Annotated in this window: 12 protein-coding genes; 11 read left to right on the top strand and 1 reads right to left on the bottom strand. The window is 59.3% G+C overall.

Annotated features, from left to right (window positions below; all coding sequences use genetic code 11):
• Window positions 1-251: 251 nt before the first annotated feature.
• Entirely contained in the window at window positions 252-1,376 is a 1,125-nt protein-coding gene (locus CKW18_RS10935; protein ID WP_095188808.1) for a polysaccharide deacetylase family protein, read from the bottom strand.
• A 266-nt stretch (window positions 1,377-1,642) separates the two neighbouring features.
• Here CKW18_RS10935 and yaaA point away from each other — a divergent pair, with 266 nt between their 5' ends.
• The 11 genes from yaaA to CKW18_RS10880 all read left to right on the top strand — a co-directional run bounded on the left by yaaA (window position 1,643) and on the right by CKW18_RS10880 (window position 17,581).
• On the top strand, window positions 1,643-2,422 hold the full coding sequence (gene yaaA / locus CKW18_RS10930) for a peroxide stress protein YaaA (RefSeq protein WP_095188807.1): 780 nt from the start codon (window positions 1,643-1,645) through the stop codon (window positions 2,420-2,422).
• An 811-nt stretch (window positions 2,423-3,233) separates the two neighbouring features.
• Window positions 3,234-4,550: a nucleotide sugar dehydrogenase gene (locus CKW18_RS10925; RefSeq protein ID WP_095188806.1), complete on the top strand. Its 1,317-nt coding sequence runs from the start codon at window positions 3,234-3,236 to the stop codon at window positions 4,548-4,550.
• Between the two features lie 178 nt (window positions 4,551-4,728).
• The gene (gene alg8 / locus CKW18_RS10920; protein ID WP_371857624.1) at window positions 4,729-6,210 is read left to right on the top strand and encodes a mannuronan synthase; all 1,482 of its coding nucleotides are present in this window, start codon (window positions 4,729-4,731) and stop codon (window positions 6,208-6,210) included.
• A 36-nt stretch (window positions 6,211-6,246) separates the two neighbouring features.
• Window positions 6,247-7,416 (top strand): alginate biosynthesis protein Alg44, encoded by a 1,170-nt coding sequence (locus CKW18_RS10915; protein ID WP_095188804.1) that lies wholly within the window; start codon window positions 6,247-6,249, stop codon window positions 7,414-7,416.
• A gap of 15 nt (window positions 7,417-7,431) precedes the next feature.
• Complete coding sequence (gene algK, locus CKW18_RS10910; RefSeq protein ID WP_371857623.1) at window positions 7,432-8,949, top strand: alginate biosynthesis TPR repeat lipoprotein AlgK; 1,518 nt, start codon at window positions 7,432-7,434, stop codon at window positions 8,947-8,949.
• Entirely contained in the window at window positions 8,946-10,433 is a 1,488-nt protein-coding gene (locus CKW18_RS10905) for an alginate export family protein (protein ID WP_095188802.1), read from the top strand. The genes algK and CKW18_RS10905 overlap by 4 nt, the downstream gene beginning before the upstream one ends.
• Before the next feature lie 26 nt (window positions 10,434-10,459).
• Window positions 10,460-12,031, top strand: a complete 1,572-nt coding sequence (gene algG, locus CKW18_RS10900) for a mannuronan 5-epimerase AlgG (protein ID WP_095188856.1) — start codon at window positions 10,460-10,462, stop codon at window positions 12,029-12,031.
• A gap of 10 nt (window positions 12,032-12,041) precedes the next feature.
• Window positions 12,042-13,502, top strand: coding sequence for an alginate O-acetyltransferase (locus tag CKW18_RS10895; RefSeq protein WP_095188801.1), 1,461 nt, complete (start codon window positions 12,042-12,044; stop codon window positions 13,500-13,502).
• 8 nt (window positions 13,503-13,510) lie between these two features.
• Entirely contained in the window at window positions 13,511-14,635 is a 1,125-nt protein-coding gene (locus CKW18_RS10890; RefSeq protein WP_095188800.1) for a mannuronate-specific alginate lyase, read from the top strand.
• Window positions 14,636-14,829: 194 nt separating this feature from the next.
• The gene (locus CKW18_RS10885; protein WP_053117293.1) at window positions 14,830-16,395 is read left to right on the top strand and encodes an MBOAT family protein; all 1,566 of its coding nucleotides are present in this window, start codon (window positions 14,830-14,832) and stop codon (window positions 16,393-16,395) included.
• Window positions 16,396-16,405: 10 nt separating this feature from the next.
• Entirely contained in the window at window positions 16,406-17,581 is a 1,176-nt protein-coding gene (locus CKW18_RS10880; RefSeq protein ID WP_095188799.1) for an alginate O-acetyltransferase, read from the top strand.
• Window positions 17,582-17,587: the final 6 nt, after the last annotated feature.

Here is a 17,587-nt window from a genome sequence, read left to right as displayed (position 1 = left end):
TCAGGTGAACTGCACACAAAATGGGTCTTGGAAGACGCCACCTGTGTTGCAGGTTTCGGCGGTCTGTCTTCGTAATACTCCAAAACCCATGACATAAAAAAGCACTTTGACGGTTTTTTTAAGTTTATTTTGCAAAGTGACGAAAAGCCCTTGGCGGACTCCTTCGACACCGTTAGAGTCGGAAGTCCACCTGCATCGATTCCCTCAAAAAAATTGCCCCAAGCCCAATGTTTACGGGCTTTCTTCGTTTCTCAGCGAAACGCATCCTGACAGTCTTCCCAGCCTATCCCGCTTTGCGCGGTCTGCGTGATCAGCCACGGCATCGCAGTCTTCACCGCGTCCTGTTTCAGGTTGAAATTGATCACCCCGTGGCGCCACAACAGCATCAGGGTCAGCACCCGCTGCGCGCTCTGTGGGCCTTTGAGCTTACCCGCGCCATCCTGGGCATCAATGTCCCACAGCGCCACTTGCAGACCCTGGCTGTTGAAGAAGCCTTGCGCGTCGTTGCGGCGCTGCCCATCTGGCGGACGGAACAGCGGCACATAGTTTTCCGGCAGTTTGTTCCTCACCAGATCAGCGCTACGCCGCACCGAATCCTGCCAGTCCTGCCAGTGGCTGTGGGAACGGAACTCCCAGCCCTGCACGCCGACGCACTGTTTGGAGAACCCGGCTTGCAGGCTACTGACCGAACGATCGGCCAGACGCGCCTGAATATCCTTGCCCAATACGAAGAACGTACCGCTCAGGTTAGATTTGCGCAGGTACTCGGTGAGCCAGTCAGTGTTGTCCGGTTGCACATTGGCGGCGCTGTCGAAGCTCAGCAGGAACAGCCGGTCATGCATCTCCTCGCCGTTGCGCTCGTAGTCGCCAAAACGATCGAATTCGTTGCTGGTCTGTGGCGACAGCGCAGCCTTGCGCATCAACTCGTCCAGATACTGCAAATGAAAGATCCGACTCGGCTCGGCCCACTTGGTGTAATAGCTGTCATCGCTGACCACGAACTTGGCGGCTTGCTCGCGCAGAGTCGGCAAGTCCTCAACGAGGAAGCAGAACGAGGCGTCCTGATCGCAGCTTTGCTGGGCGAAGTTGTAGTTGGCCAACAGCCGCTGCCAGAGGCGCTGACGCAGACTGTTCACCGCATCGATATTGACCGTGCGCAGGCCCAGACGCTGGGCCAGTGCCGCCTCGTCCATAGACTCGGTACCGAGCAGGCCACGGGCGAACATGAGGATTTCCGCCCGGGACGCAACGTCGAACAGGGTCGGGCTGGTCAGTTGCTCCGGCCAGGTGCTGCGATCCAGCGTCGCCACATCGCCAGGCGCCGCGACGGCACCGAAGCTCAACAGCCACGCGGTGAATAAAAGAACAATGCGCAATGGGGTGTCTCCGTAACAAAACCCGGGCGGCACTATAGCTGATCCCACTCGGTTCCCTCAGCAACACCGATCCCGATGTGGGAGCGGGCTTGCTCGCGAATGCGGTGCGTCATCCAACAGATGGGCAGGCTGATACGGCCCCTTCGGGAGCAAGCCCGCTCCCACAAGGGGATTGTGGCAGGCCGTCGATCACCTATCACGCTCATAGCTGGAGTCATCAAGGACAACCCCCTAGAATCGCCCCCACGATTAAAGGAGACGACTTCATGCTGATGGTGATTTCCCCCGCCAAGACCCTCGATTACGACACGCCGCCGGCGACCCAGCGCTTCACCCAGCCGCAGTACCTCGACCATTCTCAGGAGCTGATCCAGCAATTGCGTGAGCTTTCGCCTGCGCAGATCAGCGAGCTGATGCACGTCTCCGACAAGATCGGCGGGCTCAACGCCGCGCGTTTCGGCAGCTGGACCCCGGCGTTCACGCCGGAAAACGCCAAGCAGGCCCTGCTCGCGTTCAAGGGCGACGTCTACACCGGACTCGATGCTCAGTCCTTCAGCGAAGCCGATTTCGATTACGCGCAAAAACACCTGCGCATGCTCTCCGGTCTTTATGGCCTGTTGCGCCCACTGGACCTGATGCAACCGTATCGTCTGGAAATGGGCACCAAACTGGCCAACGCTCGCGGCAAGGACTTGTATGCCTTCTGGGGCACGCGCATCAGCGAGTGGCTGAACGAAGCCCTGGCCGATCAGGGTGACGACGTGCTGCTCAACCTGGCGTCCAACGAGTACTTCTCCGCCGTCAAACGCACTGCCCTGAACGCGCGGATCATCAATGCCGACTTCAAGGATCTGAAGAATGGTCAGTACAAGATCATCAGCTTCTACGCGAAGAAAGCCCGTGGCCTGATGAGCCGCTTCGTGATCCAGGAAAGAATCAACGATCCAGCCCAGCTCAAGCAATTCGATGTGCAGGGTTATCGCTACAGCGCCGAGCAATCGAAACCGGACAATCTGGTATTTTTGCGCGACCACGCCCCCGAATAAAGCATGCCCATTGCACGACTCTTTCTATAAGGAGTCGTGCAGCTCGCACGATGTCAAAAATCCCCCGCCTGTTTTCGCCATTTTTATGGCGCCAAAATAATACCCCCATCTTTTCTAATATTAGTTTCACTCGACACTGATCATTTTTTTCAGTAGTGGCACCTAAATTTTTTCACCGTAGTGGCACAAAACTATCTAATGTGATTATTCGCCTGTTATTAAAGGTCGAAAACGAAAGTGCTATCAAATTGAGACCAGTGCCATCTACGACAATATTTCAAGAAATTTCAGATTTCGCGATGAGCGGGCAGGAACTTCGTCCAAATGCATAGCTCATACCACCGGTAACGATTCTCGCCGAGTTTGTACGAGATAACTTACGTTAGGCAGATAGCCATGTAACCAAGTTGTCACAGCAACTTGCCTAGATGACTAACCAGTCTGAAAACAACTAGATGGACAGGAGATAGGCACTATTTATATCCCCTGCAAGGCCATGGCCGCGCCCCCACAAACGTGCTCGCCTGAGCACCCAACCGCTTGATCTAAAAGGCCAAAGCCTGACATCAAGCGCGTAAGAACGACTGCGCCAAGATCTTCAAACATGAAGATTGGCTGCAAAACAGGGCAAGTCATAACAACAAGGCCTGGTTGCGCACATCTTGAGTGCACTTATTTAGACACTCGGAACTTAGTATGCCTGCACACGGCATTGTGGCGCCTGCATGCCGCACTTTCGAGTGCACTAGTGAACGCTGAACACCATTAACTCCGGCCCTTTAACGGCCTGATATATACAGAGGTAATTGCGATGCGCATCAGCATATTTGGTTTGGGTTACGTTGGCGCAGTATGTGCCGGTTGCCTGTCTGCACGCGGCCATGACGTGGTTGGCGTCGATGTTGCCAAAGACAAGATCGACATGATCAACGCTGGCAAATCCCCCATTGTTGAACCGGGTCTGGGCGAACTTCTGCAACAGGGTATTCAGACCGGTCGTCTACGTGGCACGACCAACTTCGCCGAGGCGATTCGTGACACCGACCTGTCGATGATCTGCGTCGGCACGCCGAGCAAGAAGAACGGCGACCTGGAACTGAACTACATCGAAGCGGTATGCCGCGAGATCGGTTTTGTCCTGCGTGAAAAATCCACCCGCCACACCATCGTCGTGCGCAGCACCGTGCTGCCGGGCACCGTCGCCAATGTGGTCATCCCGATCCTCGAAGATTGCTCCGGCAAGAAGGCTGGCGTTGATTTCGGCGTCGCGGTCAACCCAGAGTTCCTGCGTGAATCCACCGCCATCGCCGACTACGACCTGCCACCGATGACCGTCATCGGCGAGTTCGACAAGGCTTCGGGTGACGTTCTGCAATCGCTGTACGAAGAACTCGATGCGCCGATCATCCGCAAGGACATCGCTGTCGCCGAGATGATCAAGTACACCTGCAACGTCTGGCACGCGACCAAAGTGACCTTCGCCAACGAGATCGGCAACATCGCCAAAGCCGTCGGCGTCGATGGCCGTGAAGTGATGGAAGTGGTCTGCCAGGACAAGACCCTCAACCTGTCCCAGTACTACATGCGTCCGGGCTTCGCGTTCGGCGGCTCGTGCCTGCCAAAAGACGTGCGCGCGCTGACCTACCGTGCAGGTTCTCTGGACGTCGAAGCGCCGCTGCTCAACTCGCTGATGCGCAGCAACGAATCGCAAGTGCAGAACGCTTTCGACATCGTTGAAAGCCACGACAAACGCAAAGTCGCCCTGCTTGGTCTGAGTTTCAAGGCCGGCACCGACGACCTGCGCGAGAGCCCGCTGGTAGAGCTGGCCGAAATGCTGATCGGCAAGGGTTACGACCTGAGCATCTACGACAGCAACGTCGAGTACGCCCGTGTTCACGGCGCGAACAAGGACTACATCGAGTCGAAAATCCCGCACGTATCGTCCCTGCTCAACGCGGACTTCGATTCGGTGATCGACAACTGCGACGTGATCATCCTCGGCAACCGCGACGAGAAATTCCGCGCGCTGGCTCAGCAAGCACCGCACGGCAAACAGGTCATCGACCTGGTCGGCTTCATGGCCAAAGCCACCGACGCTGGCACCCGTACCGAAGGCATCTGCTGGTAAAGCAGCCCTGTAGGAGCTGTCGAGTGAAACGAGGCTGCGATCTTTTCGGGAACACCAAAATCCCAAGCGAAAGATCAAAAGATCGCAGCCTTCGGCAGCTCCTACATGTCCTTGCAAGTTTTTGTAAGCCTGCCTTAACCCCATCGGGCCCGGCCCGAGATAGAGACGGATGCAGATTATGCACAGGCTAAAGCACGGCCTACTTCAGGCCGCCGGTTGGCTGTTTTACCTAAGTTTGTTGATGGGCCTGGCCTTGATGCTGCCCACGTCCACATTCGACTCCGAGTCGAAGGACTTCATTTTCCTGATTGGCGCCGTGGGTATCTGGCGCTACTCGATGGGTGCAACGCACTTTGTGCGCGGCATGATTTTTCTCTACATCGTCTACCCGCATCTGCGCCGTAAAGTGCGCAAGCTGGGTAAGGCGGCGGACCCGTCGCATGTGTTTCTGATGGTCACCAGTTTCCGTATCGACGCGCTGACCACGGCGCAGGTCTACAGCTCGGTGATCCGCGAAGCCATCGACTGCGAACTGCCGACCACCGTGGTCTGCTCGATCGTCGAAATGTCCGATGAGCTGCTGGTGAAAGCGTTGTGGTCGCGGATGAATCCGCCAGACCGCGTGAAGCTCGACTTCGTGCGCATTCCCGGCACCGGCAAACGTGATGGCCTGGCCTACGGTTTCCGCGCGATCTCCCGTCACCTGCCGGATGACCGCGCCGTGGTCGCCGTGATCGATGGCGACACCGTGCTCAGCGAAGGCACCGTACGCAAGACCGTGCCGTGGTTCCAGTTGTTCGGCAACGTCGGCGGCCTGACCACCAACGAGTTCTGCGAAGTACGCGGCGGCTACATCATGAGCGAATGGCACAAGCTGCGTTTCGCCCAGCGTCACATCAACATGTGCTCGATGGCCCTGTCCAAGCGTGTGCTGACCATGACCGGGCGCATGTCGGTGTTCCGTGCCACCGTGGTGACCAACCCGGAGTTCATCGCCGACGTTGAAAGCGACTCGCTGCAACACTGGCGTCTGGGCCGTTTCAAGTTTTTGACCGGCGACGACAAGTCGAGCTGGTTCAGCCTGATGCGTCTGGGTTACGACACCTTTTACGTGCCTGACGCGGCGATCAACACCGTTGAACACCCGCCGGAAAAGAGCTTCATCAAGGCCAGTCGCAAACTGATGTTCCGCTGGTACGGCAACAACCTGCGACAGAACTCCCGCGCACTGGGCCTGGGTGTGAAACGCCTCGGCGCCTTCACCTCGGTGGTGCTGTTCGACCAGCGCGTGTCGATGTGGACGTCGCTGCTCGGCCTGACCGTGGCGATCATCGCCAGCTTCAAGTACGGCACCGCGTTCATTCTGGTGTACCTGCTGTGGATCGGCATCACCCGCCTGATCCTGACCTTGCTGTTGTCCTGCTCAGGTCACCGGATCGGCCCGGCCTACCCGGCGATTCTTTATTACAACCAGATCGTCGGCGCGTTGGTGAAGATCTACGTGTTCTTCCGCCTCGACCAACAATCCTGGACTCGCCAGCCCACTTCCCTGACCCGTGATCTCGCCAGCTTTCAACGTTGGTTCAACACCTGGTCGTCTCGGACCATGACCTTCTCCGCCGGCAGCATTTTCGTCGCCGTGCTGCTGATGATGGTCTGACCGCCCCCTTATTGAATTAACAAGGAAATCGCCCCTATGAATACCGCCGTCAACGCCAACGTAGTGCATGAATCCGAAGCCCAGCGCCAACACGCCCGCGTGAAAATCCCGGCCAAACTGCGCTTCTTCGGTCCCGACCGGACGCCGATGGAAGCGCGGGTCCTCGACCTGTCCGCCGGTGGTCTGGCGTTCAACGCCGGGCAAATGCCGCTGACCATCGGCGAGGTGTACAAGGCCCGCCTGCAATTCGTCATCGACAACCTCGGCCTGGCCATGGACGTTGAACTGCAAGTGCGCTCCTTCGACCGCCAGACCGGCCGTACCGGCTGCCAGTTCCAGAACCTCGAGCCGCAGGATATTTCCACCCTGCGCCACTTGATCACTTCGCACCTGGCCGGCGACATCGTCAGCATGGGTGAGGTGCTGGCAACCCTGCAGCGTGACAACTTCACCAAGGCGCGCAAGGTCAAGGACGGCGGCAGCGGCATGACCCCGTTCGGGCGTTTGAAAGCAGTGACCTTCAGTGCCGGTATTTTTGCGATCGGCCTGGTTGCAGCGGGTTTCATTTTCAAATCGGTGTACGGCATGTACTTCGTCAGCCATGCGCAGGCTGGCCTGGTCAGCGTACCGGGCATGAACATCACCATGCCGCGTGACGGCACCGTGCAGAGTCTGGTCAAGTCCGACGGCGTCGCCGCCAAAGGCGCACCGCTGGCGACCTTCAGCACCAGCATGCTCGACGTGCTCAAAGGGCATCTGGAAGAAGACCAACTGTCCCCGGCCAAGGTTGAAGAACTGTTCGGCAAGCAAATGACCGGCACCCTGACCTCGCCGTGCGATTGCACCGTGGCCCAGCAACTGGTGGCCGACGGTCAATACGCCAGCAAGGGTGACGTGATCTTCCAACTGGTACCGCGCAACACCCAGGCCAATGTGGAAGCGCGCTTCTCCTATCGCCAGTTTGGCGACGTGCGTCCGGGCACCCCGGTGAGCTTCCAGATCGCCGGCGAAGACAAGATCCGCACCGGCAAGATCGTCAGCAGCACCAGCCTGAAAAGCGCCGACCTGTCCTCCGATATCCGCGTACAGATCCAGCCTGACGAGCCGCTCGACAGCAGCCTCGCCGGCCGCCCGGTGGAAGTGAACAGCGACCGTGGCCCGAACCTGAACTGGCTAATCGACAAAGCCATGGCTGCCGGTCTTTAAGTCGAGGACATGCCTGTGACTACTCATATCTTCAACACACCGCCGACCCTGTGGGAGCGAGCCTGCTCGCGAAAGGGTCAGCACGGTCTGTCTGATGTACCGAGTCGACTGCTTCGCGAGCAGGTCGGATCGCCGCACCGTCGCTCCCACATGGGACTAGTGGTGTGCTCGCTGGCATTGGCAGTCAGTCTCGCCGGTTGCGCCGGCCTGCCCGACCAGCGTCTGGCCAACGAAGCGCTCAAGCGTGGCGACACTGCCACCGCCGCGCAGAATTATCAGCAACTGGCCGACCTGGGTTACAGCGAAGCGCAAGTCGGCCTCGCCGATATCCAGGTCGACAGCCGCGACCCCGCGCAGATGAAACAGGCTGAAGCGACCTATCGCGCAGCGGCCAGTGTTTCACCGCGTGCTCAGGCACGTCTGGGTCGCTTGCTGGTGGCCAAACCGGGTTCGACCGAAGCCGAGCACCACGAAGCCGAAACCCTGCTGAAAAAAGCCGCCGCCCATGGCGAAGGCAACACGTTGATCCCGCTGGCGATGCTGTACCTGCAATACCCGCACAGCTTCCCGAACATCAACGCGCAGCAGCAGATCGATCAGTGGCGCAAATCCGGCTACCCGGAAGCAGGTCTGGCGCAAGTGCTTCTGTATCGCACCCAAGGCACTTACGACCAGCACCTGGATGACGTGGAAAAGATCTGCAAAGCCGCGCTCAACACCACCGACATCTGCTACGTCGAACTGGCCACGGTCTATCAGAAACGTGCCCAGCCGGAGCAACAGGCCGAGCTGATCAAGCAGATGCAGACCGGTTACAGCCGTGGCACCGTCACCGCTCAACGCGTCGATTCGGTTGCCCGTGTGCTGGCCGATTCGACCTTGGGCAAGACCGACGAAAAAACCGCGCAGTCGTTGCTCGAGCCGATCGCTCCAGGCTACCCGGCATCGTGGGTGACCCTCGCGCAATTGCTTTACGACTACCCGGAACTGGGCGACGTCGACCAGATGATGAAGTACCTCGACAATGGCCGTGCAGCCGACCAGCCGCGCGCCGAGCTGTTGCTGGGCAAGCTCTACTACGAAGGGAAAATGGTCCCGGCCGACGCCAAAGTCGCTGAAGAACATTTCCAGAAAGCCGTTGGCCGCGAAGTCGCCGCCGATTACTACCTCGGCCAGATCTACCGCCGTGGTTACCTGGGCAAGGTCTATCCGCAGAAGGCCCTCGACCACCTGCTGACCGCTGCGCGCAACGGCCAGAACAGCGCCGACTTCGCCATCGCCCAGCTGTTTTCCCAAGGCAAGGGCACCAAGCCCGACCCGCTGAACGCTTATGTGTTCAGCCAATTGGCCAAGGCGCAAAACACCCCGCAAGCCGATGAACTGGCGACCACCCTCGCCGCGCAGTTGCCGCCCGAGCGTCTGGCCGAAGCCCAGCGCCTGCTGCAACAAGAACAGGCCAGCCGTGGCGCCCTGAATCAGAACACGCTGCAACTGCACGCCCTGCAAGAAGAAGACGGCGAGGAAAAACTATGAAGCTCAATCCATTCGTGAAGGCCGGTATTGGCCTCACCTTCGCCCTGATCTGGTCTTGCCCGACACTGGCCGCGATGACTGAAAGCAAAAACTTCGGCCTCGAAGTGAAAATCACCGGCCAGTCCGAAGACGACCGCGACCTCGGCACCGCCAGTGGCGGCGACGTCAACGGTGTCGGCCTCGACCTGCGTCCGTGGGTCTACGGCGAAAGCGGCGCGTGGAGCGCCTACGCCATGGGCCAGGCCGTGACCTCGACCGACATCATCGAGACCGACACCCTGCAGCAGTCCGACAGCGACGGCACCCAGACCACCGACAACGGTGACCGCAAGACCAAGAAAAACTACCTGGCGATGCGTGAGTTCTGGGTCGGCTACAGCGGCCTCACCCCGTACCCGGGCGAGATGCTCAAGTTCGGTCGCCAACGCCTGCGCAATGACGACGGCCAATGGCGCGACACCAACATCGAAGCGCTGAACTGGACCTTCGACACCACCCTGCTGCGCGCCAACGTCGGTGTTGCTGAACGCTTCAGCGAATACCGCACCGACTTGAAAGAGCTGGCACCGAAAGACAAGGATCGCCTGCACGCGTACGCCGATGCCGCTTACCAGTGGACACCGGGTAACTGGGTCGGCATTCGCGGTCACCATACCCACGACGACGGCAAACTGGATTATCCAGAGCCGGGCGTTGCCGCTGATTCGCTGGACAAGAAAGAGAACGGCGACATCAGCTGGCTCGGCCTCACCGCTGACAGCGACGCCTACAACTGGCGCAACACCAACACCGTCAACTACTGGGGCAGCATCACCGGCATGAGCGGCGACCGCGACACGGTCAACGCGCTGAACGCCGATGGTTCGCGCCCGGCGCAAGCCAAGCGCAGCGATGATGTGAATGGCTGGGCCACCGACATTGGTGTGCGTCTGCGCCTCGATCCGCAATGGCAGGTCGGCGCCGCGTATGCCCGCGCCAGCGCCGATTACGAACAGACCGGTCTGGAGAGCAACCGCTCGAACTACACCGGCACCCGTTCGCGGGTTCACCGTTTCGGCGAAGCCTTCCGCGGCGAAATGAACAACATGCAAACCGCCACCCTGTTCGGTTCGTGGATGCTCAACGACGAGTACGACGCCAGCCTGATCTACCACAAGTTCTGGCGTGTCGACGGCAGCAAACCAGTGGGCAGCAACGGCATCAACGCCGTTGAGAACAACACCGACGACGTCACGGGCGCGATCCTTTCCAGCACTTCTTTGCCATTGCAGGACGGCAACAAGGATCTGGGTCAGGAGATGGATCTGGTCGTCACCAAGTACTTCAAGCAAGGCCTGTTGCCGGCGGCGTTGAGCCAGTCGATCGACGAGCCTTCGGCGCTGGTGCGGTTCCGTGGCGGCGTGTTCAAGCCGGGCGACGCCTATGGCAGCCAGGTTGATTCGTACATGCACCGCGCGTTCATCGACGTGATCTGGCGCTTCTGATGCAAACCGCCAAGGGAGTGCCCGACATGCACCATGCAAGGAAAGGCTCGCTCAGCCTGTTGGCCGGCGCAATGCTGCTGGCCTCGGCTGGCGCCTTCGCCACGGTCGAACCGGCCAAGCCTGTGACCACCGCCAAAGAGTTGCAGCAAGCCAAGACCTACACCGTCAGCAGCGCACCCACCGAGGCGCTGAACCTGGCCGCGCCAAAACTGCCGGACATCTCCGGCTACACCGCCGAAGCCGCCGCCGCGAAAATCGTGCGCAGCAAAGCGGGCAAGATCAGCGTGCGCCGGATGATGCAGGAAGACGCCCTGAAGGACTTCATCGGCGGCGACAACAAAATGGCCGAATGGGTGGTGCGTCAGCACGGTATCCCGCAGGCGATCTTCGTCGACGATGGTTACATCAACCTGAAAGAGCTGGCGCAGAAACTGCCCAAGCAGTACTTCAGCGAAACGTCGCCGGGCGTGTATCTGTCGAAGTTGCCGATCGTGGTCGGCCGTAAAGGCATCCTCGAAATCGACGGCCAGACTCAGGAACTGCGCCTGTCGCAAGAAGCCGGCTCGTTCCTGGTCAACGACGGTCAGCTGTTTGTGCGTGACACCAAAGTCACTGGCTGGCGCGAAAAGGAAAACGGCCCGGCGACGTTCCGTTCGCCGAAGGAATTCCGCCCGTTCCTGCTCGCCTGGGGTGGCACCGAGACTTACATCGTCAACAGCAAGATGGCCAGCTTCGGCTACGCCAACAGTAAGTCGTACGGGGTGAGTATTTCCCAGTACACGCCGAACATGGCCAAGGTGCTCAAGCGCTCAGAGCCGACTGGCTGGATCGTCGGTTCCGAGTTCTCGGACATGTGGTACGGCTTCTACTGCTACGAGACCCGCGACTTCGTGGTCAAGGGCAACACCTACAAAGACAACATCGTCTACGGAATCGACCCACACGACCGTTCGCACGGCCTGATCATTGCCGAGAACACCGTTTACGGTACGAAGAAGAAGCACGGGATCATCATTTCCCGTGAAGTGAACGACAGCTTCATCTTCAACAACAAAAGCTACGACAACAAACTCTCGGGCCTGGTGATCGACCGGAACAGCGTCAACAACATCATTGCCTACAACGAGATCTACAAGAACCACACCGACGGCATCACCCTCTACGAGTCTGCCGACAATCTGCTGTGGGGCAACAAGGTCATCAGCAACAAGCGCCACGGCATCCGCATTCGTAACAGCGTGAACATTCGCCTCTACGAAAACATCGCCATGGCCAACGGTCTGACCGGCGTCTACGGCCACATCAAAGACCTGACCGACACCGACCGCGACATCAAGCTCGATCCGTTCGATGCGCAGGTATCGCTGATCGTGGTCGGCGGTGAACTGGCGGCCAATGGCAGCGGTCCGTTGTCGATCGACTCGCCCTTGAGTGTTGAGCTGTATCGCGTATCGATGCTGGCGCCGACCAAATCCAGCGGCATCAGCTTCAACGGCATCCTCGGTGAGCGCCAGGATGAAATTCTCGACTTGCTGGTGCGCCAGCAGAAAGCCGTGCTGATCGACCCTGTCGAACGCCAGACCGAAATGCAGGACTGAGGATAATTTTATGCACCCACACTTGATCAAATTACTCAGCCTGTCGGCCCTGACCGTGGGCATTCTGGCGGCCAGCCAAGGCGCACGCGCCGACGAGGCTGCCGGCGCTACCCCGCCGAAGTTCACCGCCGATCCGTGCTGCAACCTGTGCCCTGAAGCACACGACGCGAAGAACTACACCACGCGTTATCAGCAGAACTTCACCACGTTGGTGCAGGCTCAGGGCGACTGGCTGTTCCGTACCCAGGAAGACCTGCGCACCGAATTCAACACCACCCCGGCCGGCTACAAACGCATGCAGCAGTTGCACGATGCGTTCAAGAGCAAAGGCGTGGAACTGGTGATCGTTTATCAGCCAACCCGTGGCCTGGTGAACCGCAACAAGCTCAACCCGCAGGAAAAAGCCGCGTTCGATTACGAGAAAGCGCTGGGCAACTACAAGACCATGCTCGGCCGTTTCGCCAAGATGGGTTACGTGGTGCCTGACCTGTCGCCGCTGACCAACGAATCGCTGCCAGACACCCTGCCCGCCCACGACTTCTACTTCCGTGGCGACCAGCACTGGACGCCATACGGCGCACAGCGCACGGCAAAAATCGTCGCCGAGAAGGTCAAGCAGATCCCGGCCTTCGCCGACATTCCCAAGCGTGAGTTCGAGACCAAGAAGTCCGGCCGCATGGGCAAGACCGGCACCCTGCACAACATGGCCGGGCAACTGTGCGGCACCAGTTACGCGATCCAGTACATGGACCAGTTCACCACCGAGCCTAAGGGCGAGGCTGGCGACGGCGACCTGTTCGGTGATTCCGGCAACCCGCAAATCACCCTCGTGGGTACATCGCACAGCGGCAAGAACTACAACTTCGCTGGTTTCCTCGAAGAGGCCATCGGCGCCGACATCCTCAACGTCGCCTTCCCCGGCGGCGGTCTGGAAGGTTCGATGTTGCAGTACCTGGGCAGCGACGAATTCCAGAAGACTCCACCGAAGATTCTCATCTGGGAATTCTCGCCGCTGTATCGCCTCGATCAGGAAACCATCTACCGCCAGATGATGGCGCTGCTGGATAACGGCTGCGAAGGCAAAGATGCACAGATGACCGGGAGCGCCACGCTGAAGCCGGGCAGCAAACAAGAACTGCTGGTCAACAGCAAGAACCTGAACCTGCAGAACAGCAGCCATCAGGTCGACATCCGCTTCGCCGACACCTCGGTGAAAACCCTGCAAGCCACCCTCTGGTACATGAACGGTCGCCACGAGGACATCAAGATCGAGAAACCGGAAACCTCCGACACCGACGGTCGTTTCGCCTTTGAGCTGCGCACGGACGAAGACTGGGCCTCGCAAAACCTGCTGGCGGTCGAAGTCCAAGGGCCAGAAGCCGGCGCCGCGCCACAGAAAGTCGAAGCGAAAATCTGCAAACGCAACGTATTCCCGGGCGCTGGGCAACAAACCGCTCAGGTCGGGCAATGAGGTCTGCTATGCGAAACTCGAAACTGAAAACTCTTTTAGCGCCGACGCTGCTCGGGCTGGCGATCTTCGCCGGCACCGCGCAGGCCGCCGCGCCACTGCGTCCACCTCAGGGCTATTTCGCCCCTGTGGATAAATTCAAGACTGGCGACAAAAGCGAAGGCTGCGATGCAATGCCGACGCCGTACACCGGCGCGCTGCAATTTCGCAGCAAATACGAAGGCTCGGACAAGGCCCGTTCGACCCTGAACGTGCAGTCGGAAAAAGCCTTCCGCGACACCACCAAAGACATCACCACGCTGGAACGCGGCACCGCCAAACGCGTGATGCAGTTCATGCGCGACGGTCGCCCGGAGCAGCTCGAATGCACGCTCAACTGGCTGACCGCTTGGGCCAAGGCTGATGCCTTGATGTCGAAAGACTTCAACCACACCGGCAAGTCGATGCGCAAATGGGCGCTGGGCAGCATGGCCTCGTCGTACATTCGCCTGAAATTCTCCGACTCGCATCCGCTGGCGCAGCATCAGCAGCAAGCGCAGTTGATCGAGGCATGGTTCAGCAAAATGGCCGACCAGGTCGTCAGCGATTGGGACAACCTGCCGCTGGAAAAAACCAACAACCATTCGTACTGGGCTGCCTGGTCGGTAATGGCGACGTCCATCGCCACCAACCGTCGCGACCTGTTTGACTGGGCGGTGAAGGAATACAAGGTCGGCGTGAATCAGGTCGACGCCGATGGTTTCCTGCCAAACGAACTCAAGCGCCAGCAACGCGCCCTCGCCTATCACAACTACGCACTGCCGCCGCTGGCAATGATCGCCAGTTTCGCTCAGGTCAACGGTGTCGATTTGCGTCAGGAAAACAACGGCGCGCTGAAGCGTCTGGGTGATCGCGTCTTGTCGGGGGTTAAAGACCCGGACGAATTCGAAGAGAAGAACGGCAAGAAGCAGGACATGACCGACTTGAAAGAGGACATGAAATTCGGCTGGCTCGAACCGTTCTGCACCCTCTACACCTGCCCGGCCGATGTGATCGAGAAGAAGCGCGGCATGCAGCCGTTCAAGACCTTCCGCCTGGGCGGGGATTTGACCAAGGTCTACGACCCGACCCATGAAAAGGGCAACAAGGGTTCGTAAGAATGAATGCAATCCCCTGTGGGAGCGGGCTTGCTCGCGAATGCGGTCTGACATTCAAAAATAATGTCGACTGACACAGCGCCTTCGCGAGCAAGCCCGCTCCCACAGTGAAGTGATGTCGCCCCCTGAATTTTCATGGGGGGTTTGGGGGGGCTTTGGCCCTTGACTGTTGGTTCAAACATGGAGAGATCGGGATGGTATTTTCATCCAACGTGTTCCTGTTTCTGTTCTTGCCGATCTTTCTCGGCTTGTACTATTTGAGCGGGCAACGCTATCGCAACCTGCTGCTGCTGATTGCCAGCTACGTGTTCTACGCCTGGTGGCGTGTGGACTTCCTCGCGCTGTTCGCCGCCGTCACGCTGTGGAACTACTGGATCGGCCTCAAAGTCGGTGCCGCTGGCGTGCGAACCAAACCGGCGCAGCGCTGGCTGCTGCTCGGTGTCGCAGTCGACCTGTGCATCCTCGGCTACTTCAAGTACGCCAACTTCGGCGTCGACAGCATCAACGCGATGATGACGTCGGTCGGTCTGTCGCCATTCATCCTCACCCACGTGCTGCTGCCGATCGGTATCTCGTTCTACATCTTCGAGTCGATCAGCTACATCATCGACGTGTATCGCGGCGACACCCCGGCCACGCGCAACCTGATCGACTTCGCTGCCTTCGTAGCGATCTTCCCGCACTTGATTGCCGGCCCGGTCCTGCGTTTCCGCGACCTCGCCGACCAGTTCAACAACCGCACGCACACCCTCGACAAGTTTTCCGAGGGCTGCACGCGGTTCATGCAGGGTTTCATCAAAAAGGTCTTTATCGCCGACACCCTCGCGGTGGTCGCCGACCATTGTTTCGCCCTGCAAAACCCGACCACGGGTGATGCCTGGCTTGGCGCGCTGGCGTACACCGCGCAGCTGTATTTCGACTTCTCCGGTTACAGCGACATGGCCATCGGTCTGGGCTTGATGATGGGTTTCCGCTTCATGGAAAACTTCAAACAGCCGTACATCAGCCAGTCGATCACCGAGTTCTGGCGCCGCTGGCACATCAGCCTGTCGACCTGGCTGCGTGACTATCTGTACATCACCCTCGGCGGTAACCGTAAAGGCACGCTGATGACCTATCGCAACCTGTTCCTGACCATGCTCCTCGGTGGTCTGTGGCACGGCGCGAACATCACCTACATCGTCTGGGGCGCCTGGCACGGCATGTGGCTGGCGATTGAAAAAGCGCTGGGCCTGAACACCTCGCCGCGCAGCCTCAACCCGATCCGCTGGGCGCTGACCTTCCTGCTCGTGGTCATGGGCTGGGTGATCTTCCGCGCCGAGAACCTGCACGTTGCCGGCCGCATGTACGGCGCAATGTTCAGCTTCGGCGACTGGTCGCTGTCGGAACTCAATCAGGCCAGCCTCACCGGTCTGCAAGTGGCAACTTTGGTTGTGGCGTACGTGACGCTGGCGTTCTTCGGCCTGCGTGATCTGTACACCAACCAGCCGCCGGCCAAGAGCAAACCTGAAGTCAACGTCGAGGCCAACGGCCCAGCGACGGCGACCCCGGGAATGATCAAGGCTGCGCCTGGCGAAAACCCGGCAAGCATCCACGAGCCAGGCTACACCGTGGGCGTCGAAGCCCAGGTGCAACCGGCTTACTGGAGCGCGGACTGGTCGCGCTACGTGATGCGCGGTCTGATCCTGCTGCTGTTCATCGCCTCGATTCTCAAACTCTCGGCGCAAAGCTTCTCGCCGTTCCTTTACTTCCAGTTCTGAGGGATCTGACATGACCCGCTCATTACGCATCTTCTACATCGCCCTGTTCCTGGTGACCCTGCTGGTCTTGGGTCTGTGGTCGGTACGCAGCTTCTTCGGCTTCAGCACCAACGCCGACGCGACGGTGCTCAACGGCCGCTGGACCAAAGCCGTGGAAACCCACTATGACGAAGAGTTTCCGATCAAGCGTCTGGGCACCAACCTCTGGGCCGCGCTGGATTTCAAACTGTTCAACGAAGGTCGTCCGGGCGTGGTGCTCGGCCGCGATCAGTGGTTGTACAGCGATGAGGAATTCAACCCGATCGTCAACGAAGAGCTGAACCTGCAAGGCAACTACGCGCTGGTCGAAGGCGTGCGCCAGACCCTCAAAGAGAAAGGCGTGAAACTGGTGATGGCGATCGTGCCGGCCAAGGTTCGCCTGTACCCGGAACACCTCGGTGAAGTGAAACCGTCGAGCATCCACGCCAACCTCTATGAGGATTTCCACCACCGTGTAGCGGCCGACAAGATCCTCGCCCCGGACCTGCTCAAGCCATTGCAACAGGCCAAGCAGAACGGTCAGCAAGTGTTCCTGCGCACCGATACGCACTGGACGCCTGAGGGCGCCGAGGTTGCGGCCAACACCCTGGCGAAAACCATTGCCGACAAGTTCCCGCTCAGCGGCGAGCCACAGCGCTTCGTCACCACGCCTGCCGAGAAGGTCACGCACAAGGGCGACCTGCGTCTGTTCCTGCCGCTGGACCCGCTGTTCGAAAACCTGATGCCGGCGCAAGAACCACTGCAAAAGCGCAACACCGTAGCCGCTGGCGATCAACCTGCCGGTGACGACGCGCTGTTCGCCAACAGCGAAGTGCCGGTCGCGCTGATCGGTACCAGCTACAGCGCCAACCCGAACTGGAACTTCGTCGGTGCGCTGAAACAAGCGCTGCACAGCGACGTGGTCAATTACGCCGAAGACGGTCACGGCCCGATCCTGCCGATGCTCAGCTACCTGAAAAGCGATGACTTCAAGAACAGCCCGCCACAGGTGCTGATCTGGGAGTTTCCTGAACGATATCTGCCTGTGAACAACGAAATCGGCGACGCCGACCCGCAGTGGGTCGCAGAGCTTAAACAAGCCGGCGCTCGCCAACAAAACGTAGCCATCAACACTAAATCCGAGACGCCCGACCGGGCGCAAAACTGAAAGAGA

This window comes from Pseudomonas sp. Irchel 3E19 (assembly GCF_900187585.1).
Classification (GTDB): domain Bacteria; phylum Pseudomonadota; class Gammaproteobacteria; order Pseudomonadales; family Pseudomonadaceae; genus Aquipseudomonas; species Aquipseudomonas baetica.
The sequence above is the reverse complement of the archived record's forward strand: the minus strand, read 5'-3'. Positions and strand labels throughout refer to the sequence as shown.

Bases quoted from the DNA above. Each gene is read 5' to 3' on its own strand.
- algG (WP_095188856.1), top strand. From the start codon at position 10,460: ATGCACCATGCAAGGAAAGGCTCGCTCAGCCTGTTGGCCGGCGCAATG.
- CKW18_RS10925 (WP_095188806.1), top strand. From the start codon at position 3,234: ATGCGCATCAGCATATTTGGTTTGGGTTACGTTGGCGCAGTATGTGCC.
- CKW18_RS10890 (WP_095188800.1), top strand. From the start codon at position 13,511: ATGCGAAACTCGAAACTGAAAACTCTTTTAGCGCCGACGCTGCTCGGG.
- CKW18_RS10915 (WP_095188804.1), top strand. From the start codon at position 6,247: ATGAATACCGCCGTCAACGCCAACGTAGTGCATGAATCCGAAGCCCAG.
- CKW18_RS10895 (WP_095188801.1), top strand. From the start codon at position 12,042: ATGCACCCACACTTGATCAAATTACTCAGCCTGTCGGCCCTGACCGTG.
- CKW18_RS10880 (WP_095188799.1), top strand. From the start codon at position 16,406: ATGACCCGCTCATTACGCATCTTCTACATCGCCCTGTTCCTGGTGACC.
- CKW18_RS10905 (WP_095188802.1), top strand. From the start codon at position 8,946: ATGAAGCTCAATCCATTCGTGAAGGCCGGTATTGGCCTCACCTTCGCC.
- alg8 (WP_371857624.1), top strand. From the start codon at position 4,729: ATGCACAGGCTAAAGCACGGCCTACTTCAGGCCGCCGGTTGGCTGTTT.
- CKW18_RS10885 (WP_053117293.1), top strand. From the start codon at position 14,830: ATGGTATTTTCATCCAACGTGTTCCTGTTTCTGTTCTTGCCGATCTTT.
- yaaA (WP_095188807.1), top strand. From the start codon at position 1,643: ATGCTGATGGTGATTTCCCCCGCCAAGACCCTCGATTACGACACGCCG.